The following is a 22,544-nucleotide window of genomic DNA, read 5'->3' on the forward strand; positions in this document are numbered from 1 at the left end:
TTTTAAACTTTCTATTCATAATAAAGTAAATACCCAACCCACAACATATGAATCGTTTTGAAAACAAAGTAGCATTGGTGACCGGCAGCAGCCAGGGCATTGGCGCAGCATGTGCCCTTAGGTTAGCCAGCGAAGGTGCCGATGTAATATTTAACGGCCGTACACTCGATGAACGCGGCGAAGGCTTAATGAAACAAGTAACTGACATGGGCCGTAAAGCTCATTTTATTGAGGCCGACGTGAGCAAGATGCAAAACGTTGTGCAACTGGTGCAGGATGCTATTGCCGTTTACGGCCACTTGGATATTTTGGTAAATAATGCCGGGGTAGAAAAAAACAATGATTTCTGGAACGTTACCGAAAAAGAATACGATTTTGTGATGGACACCAACTTAAAAGGCGTATTCTTCGGCATTCAGGCTTTTGTAAAATATTGTAAGGATCAGCAGCGCCCGGGTGTTATTGTAAATATGAGCTCGGTACATGAAGAAATTGTATTTCCGCACTTTGCAGCTTATTGTGCCAGTAAAGGAGCATTAAAAATGCTTACCCGCAACCTGGCTACAGAGCTTGCACCGTTAAATATGCGGGTAAACAATGTGGCCCCTGGCGCCATTGCTACACCCATCAACCAGAAGCTGCTAAATAATAAAGAGCAGTTAGATAATTTATTAGAAAACATCCCGATGCGAAAGATGGGTACACCTGAGGATGTAGCTGCCTTAGTAGCATTTTTATGTTCTGATGATGCCAAGTACGTCACAGGGTCTACCTACTTTGTAGATGGTGGCTTAACCTACCATTACGAAGAGCAATAAACGTTTTACAGGCAACCTCAGATTAATGATTAATTTGAGGTTGCCTGTTTTACATAAATCAATTAAGAGTTCACCAATCGCTTGTAATCTTCGGGCGTATCAATATCAATGGCACCTTGCTCAAAAGGAACACTGATAACTTCGTTTTTGTATTTACCCAATAGCTTTTTTGCACCCTCCTGCCCTTTTAGGGCCATCAATTCCGGAACATATTTCCGGTCAAATAATACTGGTGCTCCCTCTGTATTTTGATAGGCGGAGGCGATGATATGACCATTGTTCGCCTCTTTAGCATCAATTAGTTTTTGCAATAACATCGTATCTACAAAGGGCTGATCGCATAACATAAGCAATACATTTTGTACTGTTGGATGCTCAGCTATCAACCGTTTAATTCCGGCACTTACGGATGAAGCCATGCCCTGCTGCCAATCCGGGTTATGCACTATAGTTATGGAGGCGTTACTTAGCTCTGGAGTAATAACAACTGCTTGATTAGCGCCAACCACTACGATTACATAAGTGTTAACCAGTTTTACGGCAGCTTGCACAGCCCGGTACAGTAATGTTTGTTGCTGATAAATCAGTATCTGTTTGGGCTGCCCCATTCGCGATGATGCACCTGCCGCTAAAATGATTACACCTGTCACAAATTCTCGTGGTTTACCGGTAAGCTGGCCATTTCCTCCGAATGGATTAAGGTACTCTTTTCGCGCAGTGGCTTACCCTCCCGTTGTTGCAATACTGCCTGTATTTCGGCTAAAATAGATAGCGCAATCTCTTCCGAGGTTTCCGAACCAATGTCAAGTCCCGTTGGTCCATAAACACATTGTAATTCCTCGGTAGTAGCTTCAATGCCGTTCTCATGTAATTCTTCTAACATACGTTGCAGCTTTTTTTTAGGGCCCAAACTTCCTATGTAAGTAAGTTTTAAAGGCAATAATTGCCGCAACATTGCCAAGTCATAATTATAATTGTGTGTCATCAATACAACAGCCGTGCGATTATCTACATTAAGCTGAGGCAAAGCTTGTTCGGGTTTAGCTAAAAGAACCCGTTTAGCTTCGGGAAAGCGGGTAGCTACGGCGTAATTTGTGCGTCCATCAATTACCGTGGTGTGCCAGCCCATTACTGCTGCCATTTTTACTAACGGAATGGCATCGTTACCGGCACCAAAAACCAGCAGCGATACGGCAGGTTTTAATAACTCCACAAAACCGGTCAGCTCAGTATCTGCCTGATAGGTCTGAATGGCCGACTTACCATTGACAAGTACAGCTTCGGCGTCACTGCGTAGCTGAGTTTCCAGTCCTGGGTAATTACATCGATGCTGATACTCTTCGGTTGATAGAAATAAACAGGTACCAGGCTGGGCGCCTTTGCGGTTGGCCAGCGAGAATAGCGTAACAATAACCGCATTTTGCCGCTTACCTAAAAACTGTTTAAAGAGTTGTATAGGATGATGAGCCTGCCCGGCAAATACAGGCTCAATCAGGATGTGGATAATGCCGTTGCAGCCTAAACCTACGCCCAGCTTGGCATCGTCATCATCAGTAGTATCATAGGTAACCAGCATGGGCTGTTGCTGAGCCATTACTAAGCGGGCTTTGCGCAGGGCATCGCCCTCTAAACAGCCGCCGCTAATGGCACCGGTTAACTGCCCGTCGTCGGTAAAAAGCATGCGGGCACCTGCCCGCCGGTAAGATGACCCTTCTACTTGTACTACGGTGGCTAAAGCCGTTTGCTTGCCGGCTTGCTGCGCAACATCAAAAGCCTTTACAATATCTTCTAATTCTTTCATCCTGTAGGTAAACTTAAAAAATAACAGGAATAAGAATGTAAAGTTTAATCAATATGCCGAGACAGCACGTTTAGACTCTCGATTTTAGAATAAAGAAGTTTGCTTTCCGGCTTTAGGCGTAAAAAGCGACAAATCATACTCGGGCATTTGCCTGTCGGCCAGGTAGCGGTTGCAGGCCACGCGGTACAATTGCTGGATTGACCCGGCCACCTCTCCGTCGCCGCTCATGCGTCGGCCAAACTCGCTGTCGTTTAAATGCCCATCATGGCATTCGCGTATCAGGTTTAATACTTTCTCGGCCCGGTCGGGGAAAGTTTTGTGTATCCAGTCGGTAAATATTTCGGCAATACTACCGTTAAGGCGTACCATAGTAAAACCAGCATCAACCGCGCCACGGTTAGCTGCTGCTTTAATAATGGCCGGCACCTCGTTACTGTTAAGTCCCTGAATGATAGGTGCCGTCATCACCCTTACTGGCACACCTTTTTGCGAAAGCTTTTCAACTACATTTAACCGGCCTATAGAGGTTACCGTACGCGGTTCCAACTTTTGCCGCAGCTGCTCATCAAGTGAGGTGATGGATATATTAACATGAATTAAGTTAAGCTTAGCCAGTTCAGTAATAATATCTATATCGCGCAGGATGAGGTTGTTTTTAGTAATGATGCTTACAGGGTGCTTATACTGCAAAAACAGTTGCAGCATGCGCCTGGTAATTTCCAGTTCGCGCTCAATAGGCTGGTAGCAATCAGTATTGCCCGATAAAACGATTGGTGCAGGCTTGTAGCGGCGTTTGTTGAAATATTGTTCAAGCAATTCGGGCGCATTACGCTTTACTATAATTTTTCGTTCAAAATCAAGCCCGGCACTAAAGCCGTAATACTCGTGGCTGTTGCGTGCATAACAGTAAATACAGCCATGCTCACACCCTTGGTAGGGATTGATAGAATCGCGGTGGTGGATATCCGGACTATTGGATCTGCTGACTATTTGTCTGGGCGTTTCTTCAAAAATTTGCGTTTTGCCGTTTTGCAGCATAGGCTCGTCAAGCGCCTCAATATGCTGAGCAACATAGCTGGCTTTTAGGTACTTATTATGTGTATTTACCTGTGCACCCCGCCCCTTAAAATAATCCTCGTTCGCCGCTACTGCCATAAAACAAATTTGCTAATTTATTTAGCACGTTTGCAACTTTAAATTTTTTATTTTACAATAGGCAACGGTAAACAAAAAAGCGCCTGCAAATAATATGCAGGCGCTTAACTCTTCATGGAATTTTAGAAATTTCTTTTCAACTTAGCTTTGAGTAATTGGTTGGTGCAGCGCATGGCAAGCTTCGGCGCAAGCACGGCAGGCTTCTGCACATTGCTGGCAATGGCTATGCTCATGCTTAGCGCATTCTTCTGCACACTTACGGCAGGCCTCTTCACATAATAATAAATATTGGAGTGCTATATCTGAGTTACGCTGTAACAGCCGGCTGGCTACCAAACAAATGTCTGCACAATCCCGGTCGAGCTTTATACACGGCACCATCATCTGCACATCTTTTTCATTTAAACAAGCAGTTGCACAGTTCTCGCAAGCCAATACACAATCTAAAAGCTTTTGAATAATGTTTTGATATTGATTATTTTCCATCACTTATCCTCCTTAATTTCTATTAAGAAGATTTTTTAAGAAACAATGTTTACTTAAATTTCAATTAATAAAAAAAGGGACAAAGCCTTATAGCCTTGTCCCTCTCTTAAAACTATTAACACTTATAAATTACTGGTCATCATCGTCATCACCAGGTACACTGCTTACTACGTAGATAACTTTACCGTCAGCGTTGCGCTGTTGTTGTAAGTAAATACCATCCGGAGTAACATAATATTTTTGTCCGTCGATTTTTACTTTGCGGCTATTTTCAGGCAGCTCGTCAATTACATCACCTACTTGCGGGTAATCGTTGTTATTATTGTTATAGCTACTGTTATTGTTATACTGGCCATTATCGTTGTATTGACCGTTTTCGGTATTCAATTCGCCGTCTTTACCGGCTACACGGTAAGCTAAACGACCATTAGGTTTAGTGATAGGCAAATAATAAACTCCGTTCGACTCATAATACTGCTGACCATCAATAGTAATCGGTTCAGCATCGTTGGGCAATTGGTTAATTTCGGCACCTACCGGTGGTTCAACTACAGTATATTGATTGTTGTACTGTTGGTAATAAAACCCGTTACTGTAATAGTATTGGTTGTTACCCCAATAAAACGGATAGTATCCGTAAGGCAATACGCCGATGCTTACCCCAATGCGTGGATAATAATAGCTGTTGTAATATCCGCGGTAATTATAGGCTAAGCCACCGTACGGACGGCCGTAAAAACCTCTTACGCCACCACGGTAATAAGGGCGACCATAAAAGTAACCACGATTACCAAAACCACCGTATCCCGGACGGACTATACCACCGCGGTAGCCATAACTACCCCGAGGCACTACGCCACCGATGCGGCCGCCAAAATTAGGCCTTACACTGTAATTACCACGCGGTGCAAAACCTCCACGAGAAGAAAAGCCGCCACCCACACGGCCTCCACCGCCAAAGCTACCACCGCCGCGGAAGCCACCGCCTCCACCAAAACTTCCCCCACCATGAAAACCGCCTCCACCATGGAAGCCGCCGCCGCCTCTGCCGCCACGTTGTGCATCAGCATTAAACGCCAGCGACATAGTTGTAAGGATACTCAATCCTAAACCAACCAGATATTTGTTAAAGTTTTTCATTTTTTAAACTAACCGGAAGTTGCAGCCTCCGTATCTCCTTTTCTGCATTATTCGACTGTTTAATTCATACAGAGTTTAACGCTTTATATATTATTTTTTGAGGCTTAATTACTTATTGGTAAGCCCGTAACATTTTAGCAAAACCGCATAGTATGTTTTAAGGTTATCCAATAAAACATCATGACCATGAACATCGAAAGCAACGATAATTTAAACAATCAAGAAGACTACCTTGACACTGATAACGACAAGAGACAAGATGCCGGCAACGCAGATGCTGCCAAGTTTAATACCGACGAGCAAGAAGATGCTGTAAATGACCGGGAGGATACTCAGCACACGAACGACCAGCACCTGAACAATAACACAGGCAACACAGAACCACCGCTTACTACCCAGGGAGATAGCGCTGAGATGGAAGAAAATATGGGCGGCAGTACCAACCTGTCGTTAGACCAATTAAAGAAAGAAGGCGACCCGGAAGGGATGGACGGGAAATAAACTACAAAACAAAAGGGCCTTTGCTAAGCAAAGGCCCTTTTGTTTTTGTATAAATGGTCAAATTAATGATCGTCCTGCAGGAATTTAGTTCTGCGGTAACCAGTATATTTCACTTGGTATGTTGTACTTGCGTTTGAATACAGCGTAGCCGTAAACGTAATCAGATCGGTAGTTACACCAGAACCAGGTGCTTTGATCCCGTTTTTGGTGATCTTACCATTAGTAATTACGATAGGCTTAAACACATAAGTACCGGTGATGTCTGTGCCGGTAGGCTGCGAAAATGTACCCGCGTTTAAATCAACATTAACTAAAGTTTGGTAACCATAATCGGCTTCTTTAAGCCACATTTGGGTATTTGAGTTTGCTGCTGTATTAAAAGTGCTTACCCGGTAATAATTAGGATCACCATCATCAGCTTGGACCCAAAATTCACCAGACATATCCTGCACGTTTGTTCCGCCTGCATCAATCGTGTTTTTTCGGCATGAACTGAATGCGAAGGCAAATAATATAAATGTGTATAATATCTTTTTCATGTTATCAGATGCTGATTATTGTTTAACAAAAGTTCTTACAGCCGTACCATAACCTGGATTTATGATTACCCAAGAATATTGGCTTAGCGTACCGTTTGCGCCTGGAGTTGAGCTCTCAGTTGATGAACTGGTAGTCAATCCGTCGCTGCTTATTTGCGATGGGAGGTACACACGGTTACCAACCTGATTAAGTGCCACAGCTACCAAACTTACGTTGGCTGCCCCGCCCGGATTGTTCACAGTATATACACCAGGTCCAATCTTGGTCCAAACTGCCGATTGGCCCGTCGCAGCTCTTAAATAACTTCCTGAAAAATCATTTGCTGCAGCAGTAGCGTCTGGCGACGTTACAATAACCGTACGGCTTGAGGTAGCCGAATAACCGTCTTTGTTAACTGCGGTGTAGGTTAAAGGATAAACGCCAACTACATTAGTATTTACTGTTCCTGTAGTGGTTACTTTTAAATCGTTAGTTCCCTCTTTAGCAGTAATACCTGGGTCAGTATAAGCTCCTCCTTTAGTTACCACTACATACTGGCTTCCGGTACGAGTAAATACCGGATAATAAGTAATAGTAGACACGCCAACTGTCCCTTCAGGATAATTAAAGTTATCTTTCTGACACGAAAATATGGATAGGCACATTAGCGCCGCCCCAATAAATCCTATATATTTTTTCATGATAATATTCTACTGTGTTTAAATAAATTTATTTACCCCACCATACCGGAGTAGTAATTGGCACTTCGGCTGGTGTATTGGCATTACGGCTCCGCTCAACATCCGGAAACACCAAACGCTTAGGGAATTTACCCGAAGTTACACCGGCATTTGAGTACACCCATTGCCCCGGTACATAAGCAGCATTGGTAGAATATACCGGGCTGATAGCTGGAATACCAGTACGTTGCTGGTCGAAGAAACCCTCAAGCGTATGACCTGTGCTCGGGAACGAAACCCATTTTTGAGTAATAATTGCTGTAAGCTTTTGATCAAACGTACCTGATGATGGGAAAGGATATAAACCACCACGGGCTTGTCCGGCCTGGGCAAAAGCAGCGTTTACACCGTTGTCATACAAGGCTGCCGCATTAGCGCCACCGCCATAACGAAGATTTGCTTCTGCTTGTAAAAAGTACGACTCGGCTTTAGTGATAAAAAATACCGGATCGGTAGGTTTCTGAACTGGAGTGTTTGCGTTGGCATACTCCGGGTGAGCAGATAACGAAGCGTTAAAGTCTCCCTGATTAACAGACACAACATTTGATGTACCAAAGTATGATACTGCACGCGGGTCGTTATTTTGCTTAAGGTAACTGGCCAGGGTAGTGCTTGCTCTTAAGTTTGTAGTAGCATTAAGCGCGTAAATGTTATAAGTATAAAACGGATTACGTCTGTCAGTAGCGTCGGTGTATGATGTTACACCGGCATCTGTAGTCAAAAAGTCTGCATTTCTGGCTATCAGTTTTTGATAACCGGCCTGAGCTTCGGTTGGTTTAGCATTAATCATACGCAGGTACATTTTAAGCTCAAGCGTATTAGCAAACTGACGCCATTTGGTCATATCGCCGCCAAATACAAAATCAGCCGATGCTGCAGTTCCGGATAAATTGGCACTGTAGTTGGTAGCTAATGCAGCTTCCATTTCGCCGATTAAGCCGGTATAAATGCTGTAACCGTCGTCAAACTTAGGCTGTAAACCGTCAATGCCTTTAAAAGCTTCGGTATAAGGTACCTGGTCGTAAAGATCTACCAATGTTTCGTATACAAAGGCTTTCATTACTGTAGACATTAGGTAATACTGGTTGTTACCGCTTGCTTTAGCCTTTGTGATAGCCAACTGCAAATCGTTTAACGAACCGGCAAAAAGCTCACTATAATTAGCGTTAAGGTCTGTTCTGATAACGTTGTATGCATCAATGTTACGGTACTGGCTTGCACTGTTTGACTGTGCCCAGTACTGTGACCAAATACCACCTAATATATTCAGTTCGCCTCCAATGCGTCCGGCTGCTGATATTACCGCAGACGGGAACAGAATTTGAGGGGTAGCCGCATCAACCGAAGGGTTGTTAGGGCTAACGTTTATATCTGCAATCTTACTACAGCCAAATGATAAATATGAAATGGCGAATACTAATGCTGATTTATATAAAGTTCTTCTTTTCATGTTTTCCAACTAATTAAAATGAAACCTTTAATGATGCACCCATGTATCTTAAAGGCGGCGCAGTTCTGAACTCACCAAACTCACTAGCCAAATCTATACCTTGGTTAGATACCTCAGGGTCAATAGTTTGATTGCGTTTTGGCAACCAGGTATAAAGGTTACGGCCAAATACGCTAATCATAGCACGTTGTGCACCTAATTTAGCGGCTATTGAAGCAGGCAGGCTGTAACTTAAAGTTAACTCTCTTAATTTTACATAGGTTTTATCTAAAATCCTGTTTTGATAAGCCTGTGCCTTGTTTGAGGTTGGGTAATAATAATCGTCGATGTTGGTTTCTGTGATAGGCGTAGTGTTTTCTACATAGCTTGTTGAGCCGTTAGCAGCGGTTACAGCCTGTACAGAGTTTGGCACGATGAACGGACGACGGTCATTGTACAAAGTTTTCTGATCAGCACCTACGAAGTTCAATAAGTCGGCAGTTCCTGAGTAGAAACGACCGCCCTGGCGCCAGTCTAAAGTAAAGCCCAAAGTAAATTGTTTAACTCTGATGCTGTTAGATAAACCCATCTGGAAGTCAGATTGTGAAGTACCGTAGTTTCCTAAATCGGTAGATGTTACCGGGAAACCCTGGTTGTTTACAACAATACGGCCCTGTGGATCATATACCGGTACCGGAGCCAGGAACACGCCCAAAGGCTGACCTGCAATGGCTGCTAACTGCGCATCATATGCACTGTTTAGTACCACTTTGTTTAAGCCGTTAGGTAATTCTAACACTAAATTGCGGTTGCGGGTAAAGTTGTAATTAACATCCCAGGTAATGTTTTTAGATTTAACTGGTGTACCATGTACCGATAACTCAATACCACGGTTTCTTACTCTACCAAAGTTAAGTACTGCTGTAGTATAACCTGATGACGGAGAAGTTGATACTGGCAGGATTTGGTCCTTCTTAACACGACTGTAGTAAGTGAAATCAAATCCGAGTCTGTTACTCAAGAAATTTGCCTCCATACCCAACTCAAGTTCTGTTTGAGTTTCAGGTTTCAGGGTTCCGTTATTAAGCTGGTTACTTACTGTAAAGCCAGGTACCCCGTTAAATGGAAATGCGTTGTTACCAAAACCTAAACCAATGTTAGTTGCAGTGATGGTATTGATAATACGATACGGATCAGTATCGCTACCTGTTTTACCATAGCTGGCGCGTAATTTTGCGCTGGTAAACGTTTCGCTTTGTAAACCGAATGATTGCAGGAAGTTGTAAGCTAAGCTGGCGCCCGGATAAAAATAATTGTTTTTACCCTTAGGTAATGTTGATGACCAGTCGTTACGTCCGGTTAAAGTTAAATACAAGTAATTTTTGTAACCCAAAGTAGCCTGTGCGTAAACACCTAATAAACGGCGGTGAGTGTCAGACTCAACACTGCTTGGCTGGTTAGATGTGTTAGATAACTGGTAAAACCCAGGGATAGTTAAACCCTGCACTTCGCTGCTCAAAGTACGTCCGCCACGGTCGTTGTAGTTTACACCAACTAAACCGTTGATATTAAAATCTGAAGTTATATTTGAGTTAAATAAAGCGTTAACTTTTGAATCGTATTCAAATTGTTTGAATGAATCTTCGATAACGTTACCCACATCTGCAGCACGGGTGGCACCCTCAGGGTTGGTTGGATTAGCACCGTTCCAGCTGCCAGGAGCTGGGTTGTTTACGTTGTGCCATATTCTGTCGCCAGAGTTGTTAACGTCAACACCTTGCTGAATCTGGAAGGTTAACCATTTGTTGGCTTTATATTGTAAGTTAACGTTACCATATATCCTATCGCTACGGTAACGGCTACCGTTTTCGTAAAGTGCATAATATGGGTTTTCTGCAAACGGCGTAAAGTAGTTATCAACGTTGAAGTACTGGTTTTTATAATCGCGCAAATCACGAATAGGAATATTACCCGGAATTTGCAATATTTCTTCGTAAAAACCAGAACCGATACCAGAATCGCCCTGGCCAGTGGCGACAAAGCGCGATGCTTTGCTTACATAGTTCATCGAAGCCTCTGCTGTAAAGCCTTTATAGGTAGTTGATCCCTTTAAGCTAAAGTTGTTACGTTTGTAGCTATCATTGCTTGATGGTAAAATACCATTGCTATAAACGTTACCATAAGACATGTAGTAAGTTGACGTTTCGTTACCACCACTAACCGCTACCTGGTTGTTTAATTCCAAACCGGTATCAAAAGCATTTTTGACATTGTTTTCAACAAACGAAAAAGGCTTAAGTAACTGCGAGTTATTAACAACAGCGCCCCATGGTCTAACTACACCGTCGTATTTAGGTCCCCAGTTTCCGTTTTCAGAAATATAAGATTGAGAATCCCAACCCTGACCGAAAACCTGCTGCGGATGGTAAAACAAAGCAACATTAGTAAGCGTGGCACCAATGTTTACATCAACAGTTGGCTTGCCAATTTTACCACGTTTAGTAGTAATTAAGATTACACCGTTAGAACCTCTCGAACCATATAACGCGGTTGCCGCCGATCCTTTTAAGATACTCATGTTTTCAATAGAGTTAGGATCGATATCGTTGGCATTGTTACCAAAATCAAAATTGGCATCAGATCCCGGACGTGAGTTATCAATAGGCACACCGTCAATAATGTACAAAGGTTGATTACTACCGGTAATTGACGAAAAGCTACGGATGATAACCTTAGTTGAACCACCCGGAGAACCCGAAGTGTTGGAAATACTCACACCAGCCACTTTACCCTGAACACCACTGAACAGGTTGATAGATGATGAAGCATTAATTTCGTTAGAAGTTACCGTAGTTTGAGCATAACCTAGCGATTTCTTTTCGCTGCGTGTACCTAACGCGGTAACTACAACTTCGCCTAACTGCTTTACGTTAGGCGCCAACGCAACGTTTAATACATTACCTGTTGGTACTGCCTCTTGCGGGTTATAACCAATAAAGGTAAAAACCAACGAACCACCACTGGGTAGTTTAATTGAATATTTACCAAAGGCATCGGTTGAGCTTCCGGTTTGTGTGCCTTTAACTTTAACTACAACGCCCGGAAGCGGTTGCCCGTCATCTTTAGCAGTAACAGTACCTGTTACTGTACGGTCTTGCGCATAAGTTTGCCCAAAAAAGAGCAAAACAAAGCACAGACTCATAAGTAGAATTCTCTTCATGTTGTTAATTTAAGATCTGTCAATTCAAGGGTGATAAATGTATACCCTATTAGTTAAATAATCAAATCCAAATTAACAAAAGTTAAAAAATGTTAAGAATGTTACAATACTCCCAAAAATGGAAACGAATTCTTACTATTTATGGAAAATATTTAACAATTAGTTTTAAAACCAACAAAAATTGTACAATGTTTTGAGGTCATTTAAAGCTCTTATTATACAAAAAAGGGATGTTCTATTACAAGAACACCCCTTTAACATAATGATTTTACAGATGGTTATGGCACACGCTTAAGTGCAACTACTATCGTTCCGAAGTTACCGCTAACTGTACCAGCACTTGCTGACGCTATTTTGAGTGCAACAGCGTAGGTTGTATTGGCAACAAACTGATCAGTGATTGTAAAGTCAAAACCGGCTTTATTTTGCCCTGATGGTATAGTAACCGATGCAGGCAGAGTATAAAGTGTTGTTGGCAGTGCAACATAAGTAGTTCTATTAGCCTGAGTTAAGTGTGTAGTTAACGCACCGGCATCCGTAGTCAAATTAACCGTAACGTTTGATGGCGCTGCGGCATTGGTGCCTGTATAGTTTACATCTACATGCACCTTGTCGCCGGTTTTTAAAGTCAAGAACTCGTAACGTGCTAAAGGAACTGTAAGTGTATGTGAGCTTGTAGCGATAAACGTTGGGTTAGCAAACTCTATAATGGCACCTGCACTACCCGGAGCATCAGGACCAACAATATCAGTACTTTTTAAGCACGAGCTCATAAACAGTACAGATATTGATAAAATTATCGTATTGAAGATTTTTTTCATTGTTTAATATTTTTAACTGTTTTTATCGTGCCCAGAAAATTTTAGAAGTGTATTTATCTACACTCGGAATATTTGCTGAATTATAGCTAAACTCAGTATTCGGGTACAGTAAACGGGTTGGTAATTTATCCGGCGCAGTTGACTCAGTGGCAACTGAAGTAAACGACTCTGTTGAACTACCATTATTAACGTTTACGGGGTAACCGGTACGACGATACTCGTTCCAGGCTTCATCACCAATGATAAAGTTTAAAGCCAGGTATTTTTGGGTAATAATAGCCTCTAAACGCTGTGCATTAGTAGTTGCTTTTTCGTAGTTTACCAGGTACGAGTTAGGGTTAGCAGCCTTATAAGCAGTTACTTCGGCACTTGGGTTGCGCGCAACTGTGGCACTACCCGGTACGTTACCCGTAACCGCACCAGCTGCGTTTTTATCCAGATAAGTAAATGAAGCCAATATACCGTTATTGAAAGCCGTTGTGGCATCACCGCTAATTACACCTGTTAGCATAGCTTCGGCTTGTAAAAAGTAGCTGTCGGCAGCCAAGAAAATAGGCTGACCTGCATCCGGACCTTTAAAAATACCAGCCTGGTCGTAAGTAGTAGCGTTTGTACCCTTAAACCATGAGTTTGGTGTTTGCCCACGGCCTGCAGTAGCTAATAAACTGCCCAAAGTATTAGTAAAGCTGCCCGAATTTACAGCCGATCCGTTTTTATAGTATAAGTTTATACGTGTTGGATCACTAATTTTTTGACCGTTAAAAAAGCTGATGATATAAGGGGTAGGTACATACTGTGCACCCGCAGTTTGTGCAGCATTTGCAAATGAGTAAGCATAGCTGTTCCACATTGGATTTTGTTTACCGTTTGCGCGGGTGTAACCTGGATTGACTATAGCATCATCAGTTAAAAAGCCCTTACTGTCAAAGGTTTTATTCGAGAAAGCAACTTTGCTGCCTGCTCTGATAATCAAGCGCAATTTAAGGGTATTAGCAAACTGAATCCAGCGGTTAATCTCTACCGTAGTACTACTCGAAGAACCGAACAATGGGTCGGACGTTTTGAATTGAGATGTAGCAACGGGGTTAGCATTAAACGTGGTAATGGCTGCATCACACAAATCAGCTAATGATTTATAAATGTCAGTTGCCTTATCATATTTGGGAGTCACATTACCTCCACCTTTTAACGACTCTGTGTAAGGAACATCGTTATACTGATCTACCAAACGCTGAAAAACGAATGCTTTCATCACTTTAGCTGCCGCATTATACTGTGCAAACTGTGCCTGACCTTCGGTATTGTCAATAACATACTGAATGTCGTTAGCTACGTCATAAGAGGTATTAAACAGACCGGTTTGGTCAGTAGTTGCGTAATTGTAAGAGATGATAGCACCCCAGCCGCTCACACCACCACCATTGGCTAAATAACCAACAGTTTGCGAACCGTAAAAGTTAAAGTTTACGGTATGAGCTGCTGCATAGACGATAGATTGAGGCAGCACCAAGTCGGGCGTGCCGGTAGTTGGATCGTTAGGGTTAACGTTAACATCCAAATATTTCTTACAAGAGGTAACTGTAACCGCCGCAAGAGTTAAAATAAATAAATTTAATATCTTTTTCATTGATAAAAATCTTAGAAGGTTATTGATATAGTACCACCATAGTAGCGAGAAGGCGGCGTAGTTAATGCTGTTACACCTACACCATTACCATTGTTTGTACCATCGTTTGCACTATATTCCGGATCAGTGTACACGTTGGTTTTCGGGGTCCATATAAATAAATTACGGCCTTGGGCGCTTAAGGTAGCCGCTTTAATAAATTTAGTTTTACCTAACCATGATTTTGGCAGGGTGTAAGCCAAAGAAACTTCTCGTAATTTCCAGAAATTACCCGGAACAATATAGTTTTCGTCAATATTTCTTCTTGGGCCGGCGATAGTCCAGTAAGCTGGGCCCCCATCGTGTACAGTAATATTGGTATTGGCAACGTAAGTGTTAGTATTCGGATCCAGATATGATGAATTAGGGAACACGAAACGCTCACGGTCGTAAGCAATGGTATTAATGCCTGCACCGTTAAAGTCTAAACCAGTACCTGCGCCTTGATAAATCACATAACCTGCACGATATTCGGCAACGGTAGATAGTGATAAACCTTTGTAATTTACACCTAAGTTAAGACCGAGTATTTTAGTTGGCGAAGCATTACCAAAAGCAGTAAGTGTACTGGTACCAGACGGATAACCGGTTACACGGTTAACTATAACGCGGCCTTGATTATCACGTACATAAGCACGGCCTAAGATTGTTGGCAAAGAAGAACCTACAATACCGTAAGAACCTGGAGTACCGCCGGAAATATTTAAATTTGGTAATCCTCCAAATAATTCATCAACTTGGTTATGCAAGTAGCTAAAGTTGCCACCTACACTCACTCGCCAATCTTTAGTTTGGATGGGTACTAAATTTAATGTAGACTCGATACCATAACTACTAGTAGTACCGGCGTTTAAGAAATAAGCACCATAACCAGTGGTATTTGACACATTTGCAGTTACTGTTTGATTTTTAGTTTTCTTGTCGTAATAAGTAACAGTTGCAGTAACACGGTCCTTTAAAAAGCTCATGTCAACACCAGTTTCAAACTCATAAGTAAACTCAGGTTTAATATTTGGAGCAACAATACTATTATTTAATGTAAAACCACCTAAACCGTTAAATGGATAACCAGAACCCTGACCAAAGGTGGCATCTAAACGGTAAGCACCATAAGTACTACCTCCTAAGTTTACGTTACCTACTTTCGAGTAACCTGCACGTAATTTGATAAAATCAATTTGTTCAACGTTTTTAAGAGCGGCTATCGCATCTGTCGGCACAAAAGAGACGTTAACTCCCGGATAAAAGAACGAACGGTTATTTGCAGCTAATACAGAAGTCCAATCATTACGGCCGGTCACGTTTAAAAACAAATAATTTTTGTACGATACGTTTAATACACCGTAAACAGCTTGCTGACGGGCAAGATAATTTGCCTCACCTGCCGTAGGTTGGTTTGTACTATTGGCTAAGTTGAATAAACCAGCTTGCACCAAACCACTCACTGAAGCTGATTCGGTTTTATAACGTTGCTGACGCATCCAATAAGCAGTTACCAAGTTAAATTTAAAATCTTTTACTTGGTGTTTGAAAGTAGCCTGAAACTCATTTGTCAAACTTGCGGTGTATAAGAAAGCATCAGTTACACCACCCACAATGTCAGTTTTTTTATAGTTACCAACTTCAGGACGTGCTTTGATATAATCGTTAAAACGATAAATGTCACTGTACGTTTTAGCTGAATTATTACGAGTGGCCAAACCTGTACGGTATAATAAATCCACCCATTTAGCCGGAGAATACTTCAATTCTAAATTACCGGTTAAATAGTCGTTACGGGTTTTTTGCCTGTAATTATCAATCGTAAAATAAGGATTGTTATAATAGGCATTATAATAACCGCTTGGATCGGCATACGGATCATTTCTCCAATCTTTGTAAGTAGTACTCGGGGCCTGACCTGGTGAGTTTAACAATTGATCATAAATAGTACCCGCACCACCACTTGTTTGATCGTAACGGTTTTGAGTATAATTGATACCATAAACTGCGGTAAAGTTTTTAGTAAAATTACGAGTACCGTTGATCCTTACGTTAGCCCGGTTAAATTTATCTTTAGGCAGTGTACCTTTGGTGTCAGCATACTGACCTGAAATGAACAAAGTACCTTTATCGTCGCCGGATGATATTGATAAATCGGACTGGCTGGTTAAACCATTTTGCCAGAAATTATATTTATCATTAGTCCATGAGTAAGGCACACGCTGAATGTTGCCATTAGCCAGCGGCAAACCTAAATCAACCATCTGACCGTTGAAAGCAGGTCCGTATTGCTGATTTTCGTAGGGCAAATAAATTTGCAGATCGTTATCAGAACCCGAACCAAATTTCTTTTGCAACTGTGGAAAGAACGCTACTTGCTCAACAGTAAAAGTTTGCTGAGCTTTAATATCCATAGCTCCTTTTTTACCTTTTTTGGTGGTAATGATTAATGCACCGTTTGAGGCATCACTACCATACAAAGCTGCCGCACTGGCACCTTGCAAAACCTGGATATCCTGAACATCCTCAGGGTTTAAGTTAGATAACAAAGCGTTAGGAACAATCACGTTATCTAATACAATCAGCGCCTCGTTATTACCGGTTAATGAGCGGGCACCCCTTAAAACCACGCGGAAGTTAGGGTTAACACCTCCTGTAGTTCCCGAAATTTGCAAGCCGGGTACTTTACCAATTAAACCTGCAGCAACGTTAGTTGGCTTAGCCTGCGTTAACTGCTCTGATTTAACCGTGGTTAAGCTTACACCTTGCTGGCGTCTGCTGGTTTGCAAACCGGCTGCGGTAACAATTACCTCATTAAGTTGCTGATTATTGGCTGCTAGCGAAACGCTTAACTCATTGCCGCTGCCTAAAGAAGCAGTTAATGTGGAGTAACCTACGTAAACAAACTCCAATTTTTGTGTAGAGGCAGGTACCGCCAAAGTATACCGGCCCTGGCCATTAGTTTGGGTTCCGTTCGAACCTCCTGTAGCGCGTACGGTTACACCTGGCAAAGGCAGTCCGTCGTCTTTACTGGTTACCACACCAGTAACAGTACGCGTTTGCGCAAATACCTCCGATATACAGAGCAGCAGCAAACACAAATTCACTAGTAGAATTTTCTTCATGTGTTAATTATAAAGTCAGTTAATAGTTATGCCTAAAATAGGTGAGAATTACTACAAAATCAAGCATTTGTTAAAAAATGTTAAATTCTAACCACTTTCTAAGAACTTTCTAATAAAAGTTAAATAAAATTATTTTAGTACTATGTATTGCATAATACATTCTAAAACATATATCTTTGTATTATGCTTGTAGAGAATACTCAAACCCAAATGCGAAAAGGCATACTCGAGTACTGCATACTCTGTGTAATTGCCAAAGGCGAGATATATGCTTCGGATATCATTGCTGAGCTAAAAAAAGCCCAACTACTTGTAGTAGAAGGAACTTTATACCCGTTGCTTACCCGTTTAAAAAATAATGGACTGCTCAGCTACAATTGGGTAGAGTCTACCTCAGGGCCTCCGCGAAAGTATTATGTGCTATCAACTGAGGGCCGGCAGGTGCTTGAACACCTAGACAAAACCTGGCATGAACTGGCTTTTGCCGTGCAAACATCTATTGAAGGAAGAAAATAACGACCACGCTATATATCAATCATCATGAACAAAACAATTATCATCAATATAAACGGCACCGTTTTTCATATCGAAGAACAGGCCTACGAAATGCTTAAGGAGTACATGACCGAGGTAAAACGTCACTTTTTTAACTCGGCCGACAGCCTTGAAATTACTACCGACATCGAAAACCGTATTGCCGAGATGTTTACCGAGATACTGGCCCGCGAAAACCGCCAGGCTATTATTGACCAGGATGTTGAAGCCGTTATTGCTCAGATGGGTTCAGTAAAAGATTTTGAGTATGCCGATGATGAAGGAACTGCTGCATTTGCACAAGAACCGCTTTACAATATGGGTATTAACAGCCGCCGCCTGTTCCGCGACCCGGACGATCACTTAATTGGCGGTGTTTGTGCCGGTATTGCCAACTACTTTGACATAAAATCGGTTTGGGTACGCTTGCTGTTTGCTTTGGCATTTTTGGGCGCAGGTGCCGGTTTCTTTGTTTACATTTTGCTGTGGGTCATTATTCCTAAAGCTGTTAGCCGGGCCGATAAAATGGCCATGAAAGGCGAGCCGTTAGATTTGCAGGGTTTTAAACGCAACTTTGAAGCTGAATTAAACATGGTAGGCGGTCGCCTGGCTGATATACATCACGAAGCCCGCCCATTAATTTATAGAACCCGCGATTTTGTAGGAGACTTTTTCCATCATCTAAGGGTTTTTTTAGGTGGGGCAGGGAAAATAATTATCAAACTGCTAGGTCTCGCTATCATCTTAGCTTGCGTTGCGGGCATCATCGCCCTTGTCGTTGCTTTAGTAGGTACGATGGCTTTTGGCACTAAAAACTTTTCGCTGCCTGATAATTTTTTCAATTATCCTTACATCAATCAGGTACGTGTTGCTGTTGGCATATTGGTATTGATTCCTTTAACCGTAATAATTGTGGTAGTATCATCTGCTATCTTTAATACCACAAATGTTAACCGGTCGGCAGGGTTTACTTTGCTGATTGTCTGGATCAGCGCTTTAGCCATAATAGCCTACCATGCTTCTCAAGTTCTGGCTGAGTTCAGGGATTCGGCCGGATTTACGCAAACAGTCAATTTGAAAGCCGTACCAAACCAGACTTATTACCTGCAGCTAAATGATGTGATGTTTTTTACTCGCGAAGATAGTGCGAGGCTGGATATCAAAAATAAGTTTAAAAACCTGACTTTGACTGATAACGACGATGACGAACTTTCACCACGGTCGGTTAGAATCAGTATTGAAAAGAGCGATGTCCCTTATCCTGTTTTAGTTGAAGAGTTTACCGCTCGCGGCCGTACTTACGAACAGGCACTCAACCATGCACGTAACACACGATATGTGTTTACTCAGCAAGACTCGGTTTTAAAGTTTGATACCAAACTTCGCCGTTTAAAAGCCGGGCAGTGGCACAATGAAGAAGTAAAGCTAACTTTGCGCATTCCGCTTAAAGCTACGGTAATGGTAAACGACAAGGTAAACGAATATATATCTAATTACCTGGATGTCGGTGCTTGCTTTCCGCGTCACCGCGATCATTCGCGTACCGAGATGGCTCCTTTTATCATGACTACCGAAGGCCTGCAGTGTAAACTGGATAGTGCGATTACCGCGGTACCAAATGAAGACAACAAAAACGACAACAACGACACTGAAAAAGAAGAGGTGACAACTCTTGATACCGTTAACGAAACTAAAATTGATACCGTATATATAGACAGTACCGTTACCAAGGCTGTACCAGCCAAAAAAACGGTGATTATTCGCCGTTTACATAAAAGGTAACAAGATTTACACCCCGGCCAAACAATCAATGTTCATGATGTATCTCTGGCCGGGGTGCTAAATCTTTTATTTTATCCGCTCTCCCTCCTTCTCTTTTCAGCAATAAACTACTGATTTATAACACATTGACGCACTCCGCTTACCTGTTAAATTTTCTTTCGAAAATATTTTTCAAATTTTTGTGTAACCACAGGTGCCTTTCCTGCATCTTATAAACAAATAACCGCCCGAGTTAACATCGGGCAAATCATCAAAACAAGGTTTACAAAATTAAAAAGACCAAAAATCTTTAAGTGGATAACTATTGCTCAAAATTTACAAACACACAACACCTAACCATCATGAAATCAATCATATATAGCATACTAATCGCCGTAGCATTCGTGGCCGGAGCTAATCATGCTTTTGCGCAAAGCACTCCCCCTACCGGTAAAATTACCGGCTCGGCTATTACTGAGCAAGGTAAACCTGCCGATTATGCCACCATCACTCTGCTGCGCGCCAAAGACTCTAGCATTGTAAAAAGCAGTTTAACCAACGAAGCCGGCTTATACAATATAGATCGGGTTACTGCAGGTACTTACCTTATTAAAGCCACTATTATTGGATATGATAAGTCTATAAGCGGTACGGTAACAGTTGTCGCAAATAGTGTTATTACCGTTCCGGTGCTAAAATTACAGCCTGCTACCAGCAGCTTAAAAGCGGTAAATGTGGTAGCTACTAAACCTTTAATTGAACGTAAGATAGACCGCACCGTAATTAATGTAGAAAACAGCGTACTGGCGGCAGGCAACTCGGCTATGGAAATTTTAGAACGTGCCCCCGGTGTTACCTTAGATAAAGATGACAACATTAGCCTGAAAGGCAAACAAGGCGTTACAGTAATGATTGATGGTAAATTGACTTACCTATCGTCGGCTCAGTTGGCCAACCTGCTACGTTCAACTGATGGTAACGCTATTCAGTCTATCGAAATCATTACTAATCCTTCTGCCAAGTACGACGCAGCCGGAAACTCAGGTATCATCAACATTAAAATGAAGAAAAACCGTGCAGCCGGTACCAATGGCAGCTTTGCCGCCACCGGTGGCTATGGTAACAATCATAAAGCCAGTTCATCTTTAAATTTGAATCACAAAAACGGTAAATTAAACGTATTTGGTAATTACAGCTATGTAAACAACAAACGTCCGCAGGATATCAGACTCGATCGAGCCATCAACAATGGAGGGATAACCACTTTCTTCAATGAATCGACCGATATGCTGGGCAGTCGCAGCGCGCACAACTATAAAGTGGGCGCCGATTACGAGGTGAGTAAAAAGAATACATTGGGCGTGCAGGTTAGTGGCTACAACTCAGGCTTTGATGCCAATAGCTTTAATAATACGCTCATCAGCACCAACCAGGTTACCAACATTGCCGTAACCACCACCCGCAATACTACACTGGAAAGATACAATAACCTTACGGCTAATATCAACAACCGCCTGGTGATTGATACCTTAGGCAAAGAGTTGAGCATGGATGCCGATTATTCTTACTTTAACAACCGCCAGAGTAATAACTATACTAACAATTTCTTTTATGGTGATGGCACAACCTTGCGTACCAGTTCATTGCTACGTAACAACCTGCCCACTAAAATCAATATCGGTACTTTTAAAACAGACTATACCAACCCTATCGGTAAAACCATGAAACTGGAAGCCGGTGCGAAATTTAGCTACGTAGCTACAAATAATGATTTGCGTACCGACTCTATACTAAATAATGTTTGGGTAACCGATGCCGGTCGCACCAACCTTTACAAGTACACCGAAAATATCAATGCAGGTTATTTTAACTTTAGCAAAAGCTGGAAAAAAACATCTTTACAGGCTGGGTTACGTGCAGAGCAAACCAACTCTAAAGGTGACTCAAGAGACATTAACAACATTACCTTAATAAACGAAAGACATTACCTGAGCTTTTTCCCGAGTGCGTTTATTAACCACGAGTTTTCAGACAACCATAGTTTAGGCATCAATTACAGCCGCCGCATTGATCGCCCGAGTTACGATGATTTGAACAGCTTTGTGCAAATTTTAAATGCTTATACCTATGTTCAGGGCAACCCTAACCTTAAACCACAATATACTAACTCTTATGAGTTGACTTATACTTATAAAAAACGCTTTAACGCCACCCTGGGCTACAGCAAAACCACCGATGTGATGGTTGAAGTACCCCGCCAGTTAGACGCACAAAAGGTAACTTTTATAACCCGCGACAATCTGGCCGCTCAAAACAGCTATAACCTTAACCTGAGCTTGCCATTTACACTGGCCAAATGGTGGAATATGAATAACAACCTTACCGGTTTTTACCTGGGCTTTAAAGCCAACTCACCCGAACTGGTGCTAAACAACGGCCAGTTTGCTGCGCAGGGCAACTCTATTAATACGTTTACATTAAGCAAAACCGTAAAACTGGAAGGCACTTTCAATTACCAGTCGCCGTTAACTTACGGTTTGTTCCACATCCGTACCCAATATGGTTTGGATGCCGGTATCAGCAAATCATTCGCTGATAAAAAAGCCACCTTAAAATTTTCGGTTACCGACGTGTTTAATACCCGTCAGCAAAACCTTACGGTGCGCCAGGGCAACTTAAATTTTAACGTATTTCAGAAAAACGAAACACGCGTGGCCCGTTTAACTTTCACCTACAACTTTGGTAATGCCAAAATACAAGCCCGTAAACACAATAGCGGGGCGGATGAAGAAAAAAGCCGGGTAAAATCAGGCAACTAATCCTACGCTATTACATCAATTTATATA

General features: G+C 42.1%; 17 protein-coding genes. 5 read left to right on the forward strand and 12 right to left on the reverse strand.

What is annotated here, in order from left to right; translation table 11 throughout:
• Positions 1-47 precede the first annotated feature (47 nt).
• Positions 48-818 (forward strand): glucose 1-dehydrogenase, encoded by a 771-nt coding sequence (locus tag AAGR14_RS19920; protein ID WP_342645998.1) that lies wholly within the window; start codon positions 48-50, stop codon positions 816-818.
• Positions 819-880: 62 nt separating this feature from the next.
• Here AAGR14_RS19920 and AAGR14_RS19925 read toward each other — a convergent pair whose 3' ends face one another.
• From AAGR14_RS19925 to AAGR14_RS19945, 5 genes are all read right to left on the reverse strand, one after another.
• Positions 881-1,468 carry a nucleotidyltransferase family protein gene (locus AAGR14_RS19925; protein ID WP_342645999.1) on the reverse strand — a complete coding sequence of 196 codons (588 nt, stop codon included), beginning with the start codon at positions 1,466-1,468 and terminating at the stop codon, positions 881-883.
• A complete protein-coding gene (locus AAGR14_RS19930) occupies positions 1,465-2,619 on the reverse strand; it encodes an XdhC/CoxI family protein (protein WP_342646000.1) in 1,155 nt (384 codons plus the stop codon). Before AAGR14_RS19930 ends, AAGR14_RS19925 begins: the two co-directional genes overlap by 4 nt.
• A gap of 84 nt (positions 2,620-2,703) precedes the next feature.
• Positions 2,704-3,774: a PA0069 family radical SAM protein gene (locus AAGR14_RS19935; RefSeq protein ID WP_342646001.1), complete on the reverse strand. Its 1,071-nt coding sequence runs from the start codon at positions 3,772-3,774 to the stop codon at positions 2,704-2,706.
• 141 nt (positions 3,775-3,915) lie between these two features.
• The gene (locus AAGR14_RS19940) at positions 3,916-4,260 is read right to left on the reverse strand and encodes a four-helix bundle copper-binding protein (protein WP_342646002.1); all 345 of its coding nucleotides are present in this window, start codon (positions 4,258-4,260) and stop codon (positions 3,916-3,918) included.
• 129 nt (positions 4,261-4,389) lie between these two features.
• The gene (locus AAGR14_RS19945; protein WP_342646003.1) at positions 4,390-5,400 is read right to left on the reverse strand and encodes a DUF6515 family protein; all 1,011 of its coding nucleotides are present in this window, start codon (positions 5,398-5,400) and stop codon (positions 4,390-4,392) included.
• 180 nt (positions 5,401-5,580) lie between these two features.
• Here AAGR14_RS19945 and AAGR14_RS19950 point away from each other — a divergent pair, with 180 nt between their 5' ends.
• Positions 5,581-5,901: a hypothetical protein gene (locus tag AAGR14_RS19950; RefSeq protein ID WP_342646004.1), complete on the forward strand. Its 321-nt coding sequence runs from the start codon at positions 5,581-5,583 to the stop codon at positions 5,899-5,901.
• A 62-nt stretch (positions 5,902-5,963) separates the two neighbouring features.
• On the opposite strand, the gene AAGR14_RS19955 is transcribed toward AAGR14_RS19950, so the two are convergent.
• From AAGR14_RS19955 to AAGR14_RS19985, 7 genes are all read right to left on the reverse strand, one after another.
• Complete coding sequence (locus tag AAGR14_RS19955) at positions 5,964-6,440, reverse strand: lipid-binding protein (RefSeq protein WP_342646005.1); 477 nt, start codon at positions 6,438-6,440, stop codon at positions 5,964-5,966.
• A 15-nt stretch (positions 6,441-6,455) separates the two neighbouring features.
• Positions 6,456-7,121: an immunoglobulin-like domain-containing protein gene (locus AAGR14_RS19960; RefSeq protein ID WP_342646006.1), complete on the reverse strand. Its 666-nt coding sequence runs from the start codon at positions 7,119-7,121 to the stop codon at positions 6,456-6,458.
• Between the two features lie 28 nt (positions 7,122-7,149).
• Positions 7,150-8,610 (reverse strand): SusD/RagB family nutrient-binding outer membrane lipoprotein, encoded by a 1,461-nt coding sequence (locus tag AAGR14_RS19965; RefSeq protein WP_342646007.1) that lies wholly within the window; start codon positions 8,608-8,610, stop codon positions 7,150-7,152.
• Between the two features lie 13 nt (positions 8,611-8,623).
• The gene (locus tag AAGR14_RS19970; protein ID WP_342646008.1) at positions 8,624-11,809 is read right to left on the reverse strand and encodes a SusC/RagA family TonB-linked outer membrane protein; all 3,186 of its coding nucleotides are present in this window, start codon (positions 11,807-11,809) and stop codon (positions 8,624-8,626) included.
• 278 nt (positions 11,810-12,087) lie between these two features.
• A complete protein-coding gene (locus tag AAGR14_RS19975; protein WP_342646009.1) occupies positions 12,088-12,630 on the reverse strand; it encodes a DUF1735 domain-containing protein in 543 nt (180 codons plus the stop codon).
• 22 nt (positions 12,631-12,652) lie between these two features.
• Positions 12,653-14,257, reverse strand: a complete 1,605-nt coding sequence (locus AAGR14_RS19980) for a SusD/RagB family nutrient-binding outer membrane lipoprotein (protein WP_342646010.1) — start codon at positions 14,255-14,257, stop codon at positions 12,653-12,655.
• Between the two features lie 11 nt (positions 14,258-14,268).
• Complete coding sequence (locus AAGR14_RS19985; RefSeq protein ID WP_342646011.1) at positions 14,269-17,403, reverse strand: SusC/RagA family TonB-linked outer membrane protein; 3,135 nt, start codon at positions 17,401-17,403, stop codon at positions 14,269-14,271.
• Between the two features lie 183 nt (positions 17,404-17,586).
• Here AAGR14_RS19985 and AAGR14_RS19990 point away from each other — a divergent pair, with 183 nt between their 5' ends.
• The 3 genes from AAGR14_RS19990 (at position 17,587) to AAGR14_RS20000 (ending at position 22,517) form a co-directional block, all read left to right on the forward strand.
• On the forward strand, positions 17,587-17,919 hold the full coding sequence (locus tag AAGR14_RS19990; RefSeq protein ID WP_342646012.1) for a PadR family transcriptional regulator: 333 nt from the start codon (positions 17,587-17,589) through the stop codon (positions 17,917-17,919).
• Positions 17,920-17,943: 24 nt separating this feature from the next.
• Positions 17,944-19,719: a PspC domain-containing protein gene (locus AAGR14_RS19995; RefSeq protein WP_342646013.1), complete on the forward strand. Its 1,776-nt coding sequence runs from the start codon at positions 17,944-17,946 to the stop codon at positions 19,717-19,719.
• Between the two features lie 341 nt (positions 19,720-20,060).
• Positions 20,061-22,517, forward strand: coding sequence for an outer membrane beta-barrel family protein (locus AAGR14_RS20000; RefSeq protein WP_342646014.1), 2,457 nt, complete (start codon positions 20,061-20,063; stop codon positions 22,515-22,517).
• The last annotated feature ends 27 nt before the right edge of the window (positions 22,518-22,544 follow it).

Source organism: Mucilaginibacter sp. CSA2-8R, assembly GCF_038806765.1.
In the GTDB taxonomy this organism is placed as follows: domain Bacteria; phylum Bacteroidota; class Bacteroidia; order Sphingobacteriales; family Sphingobacteriaceae; genus Mucilaginibacter.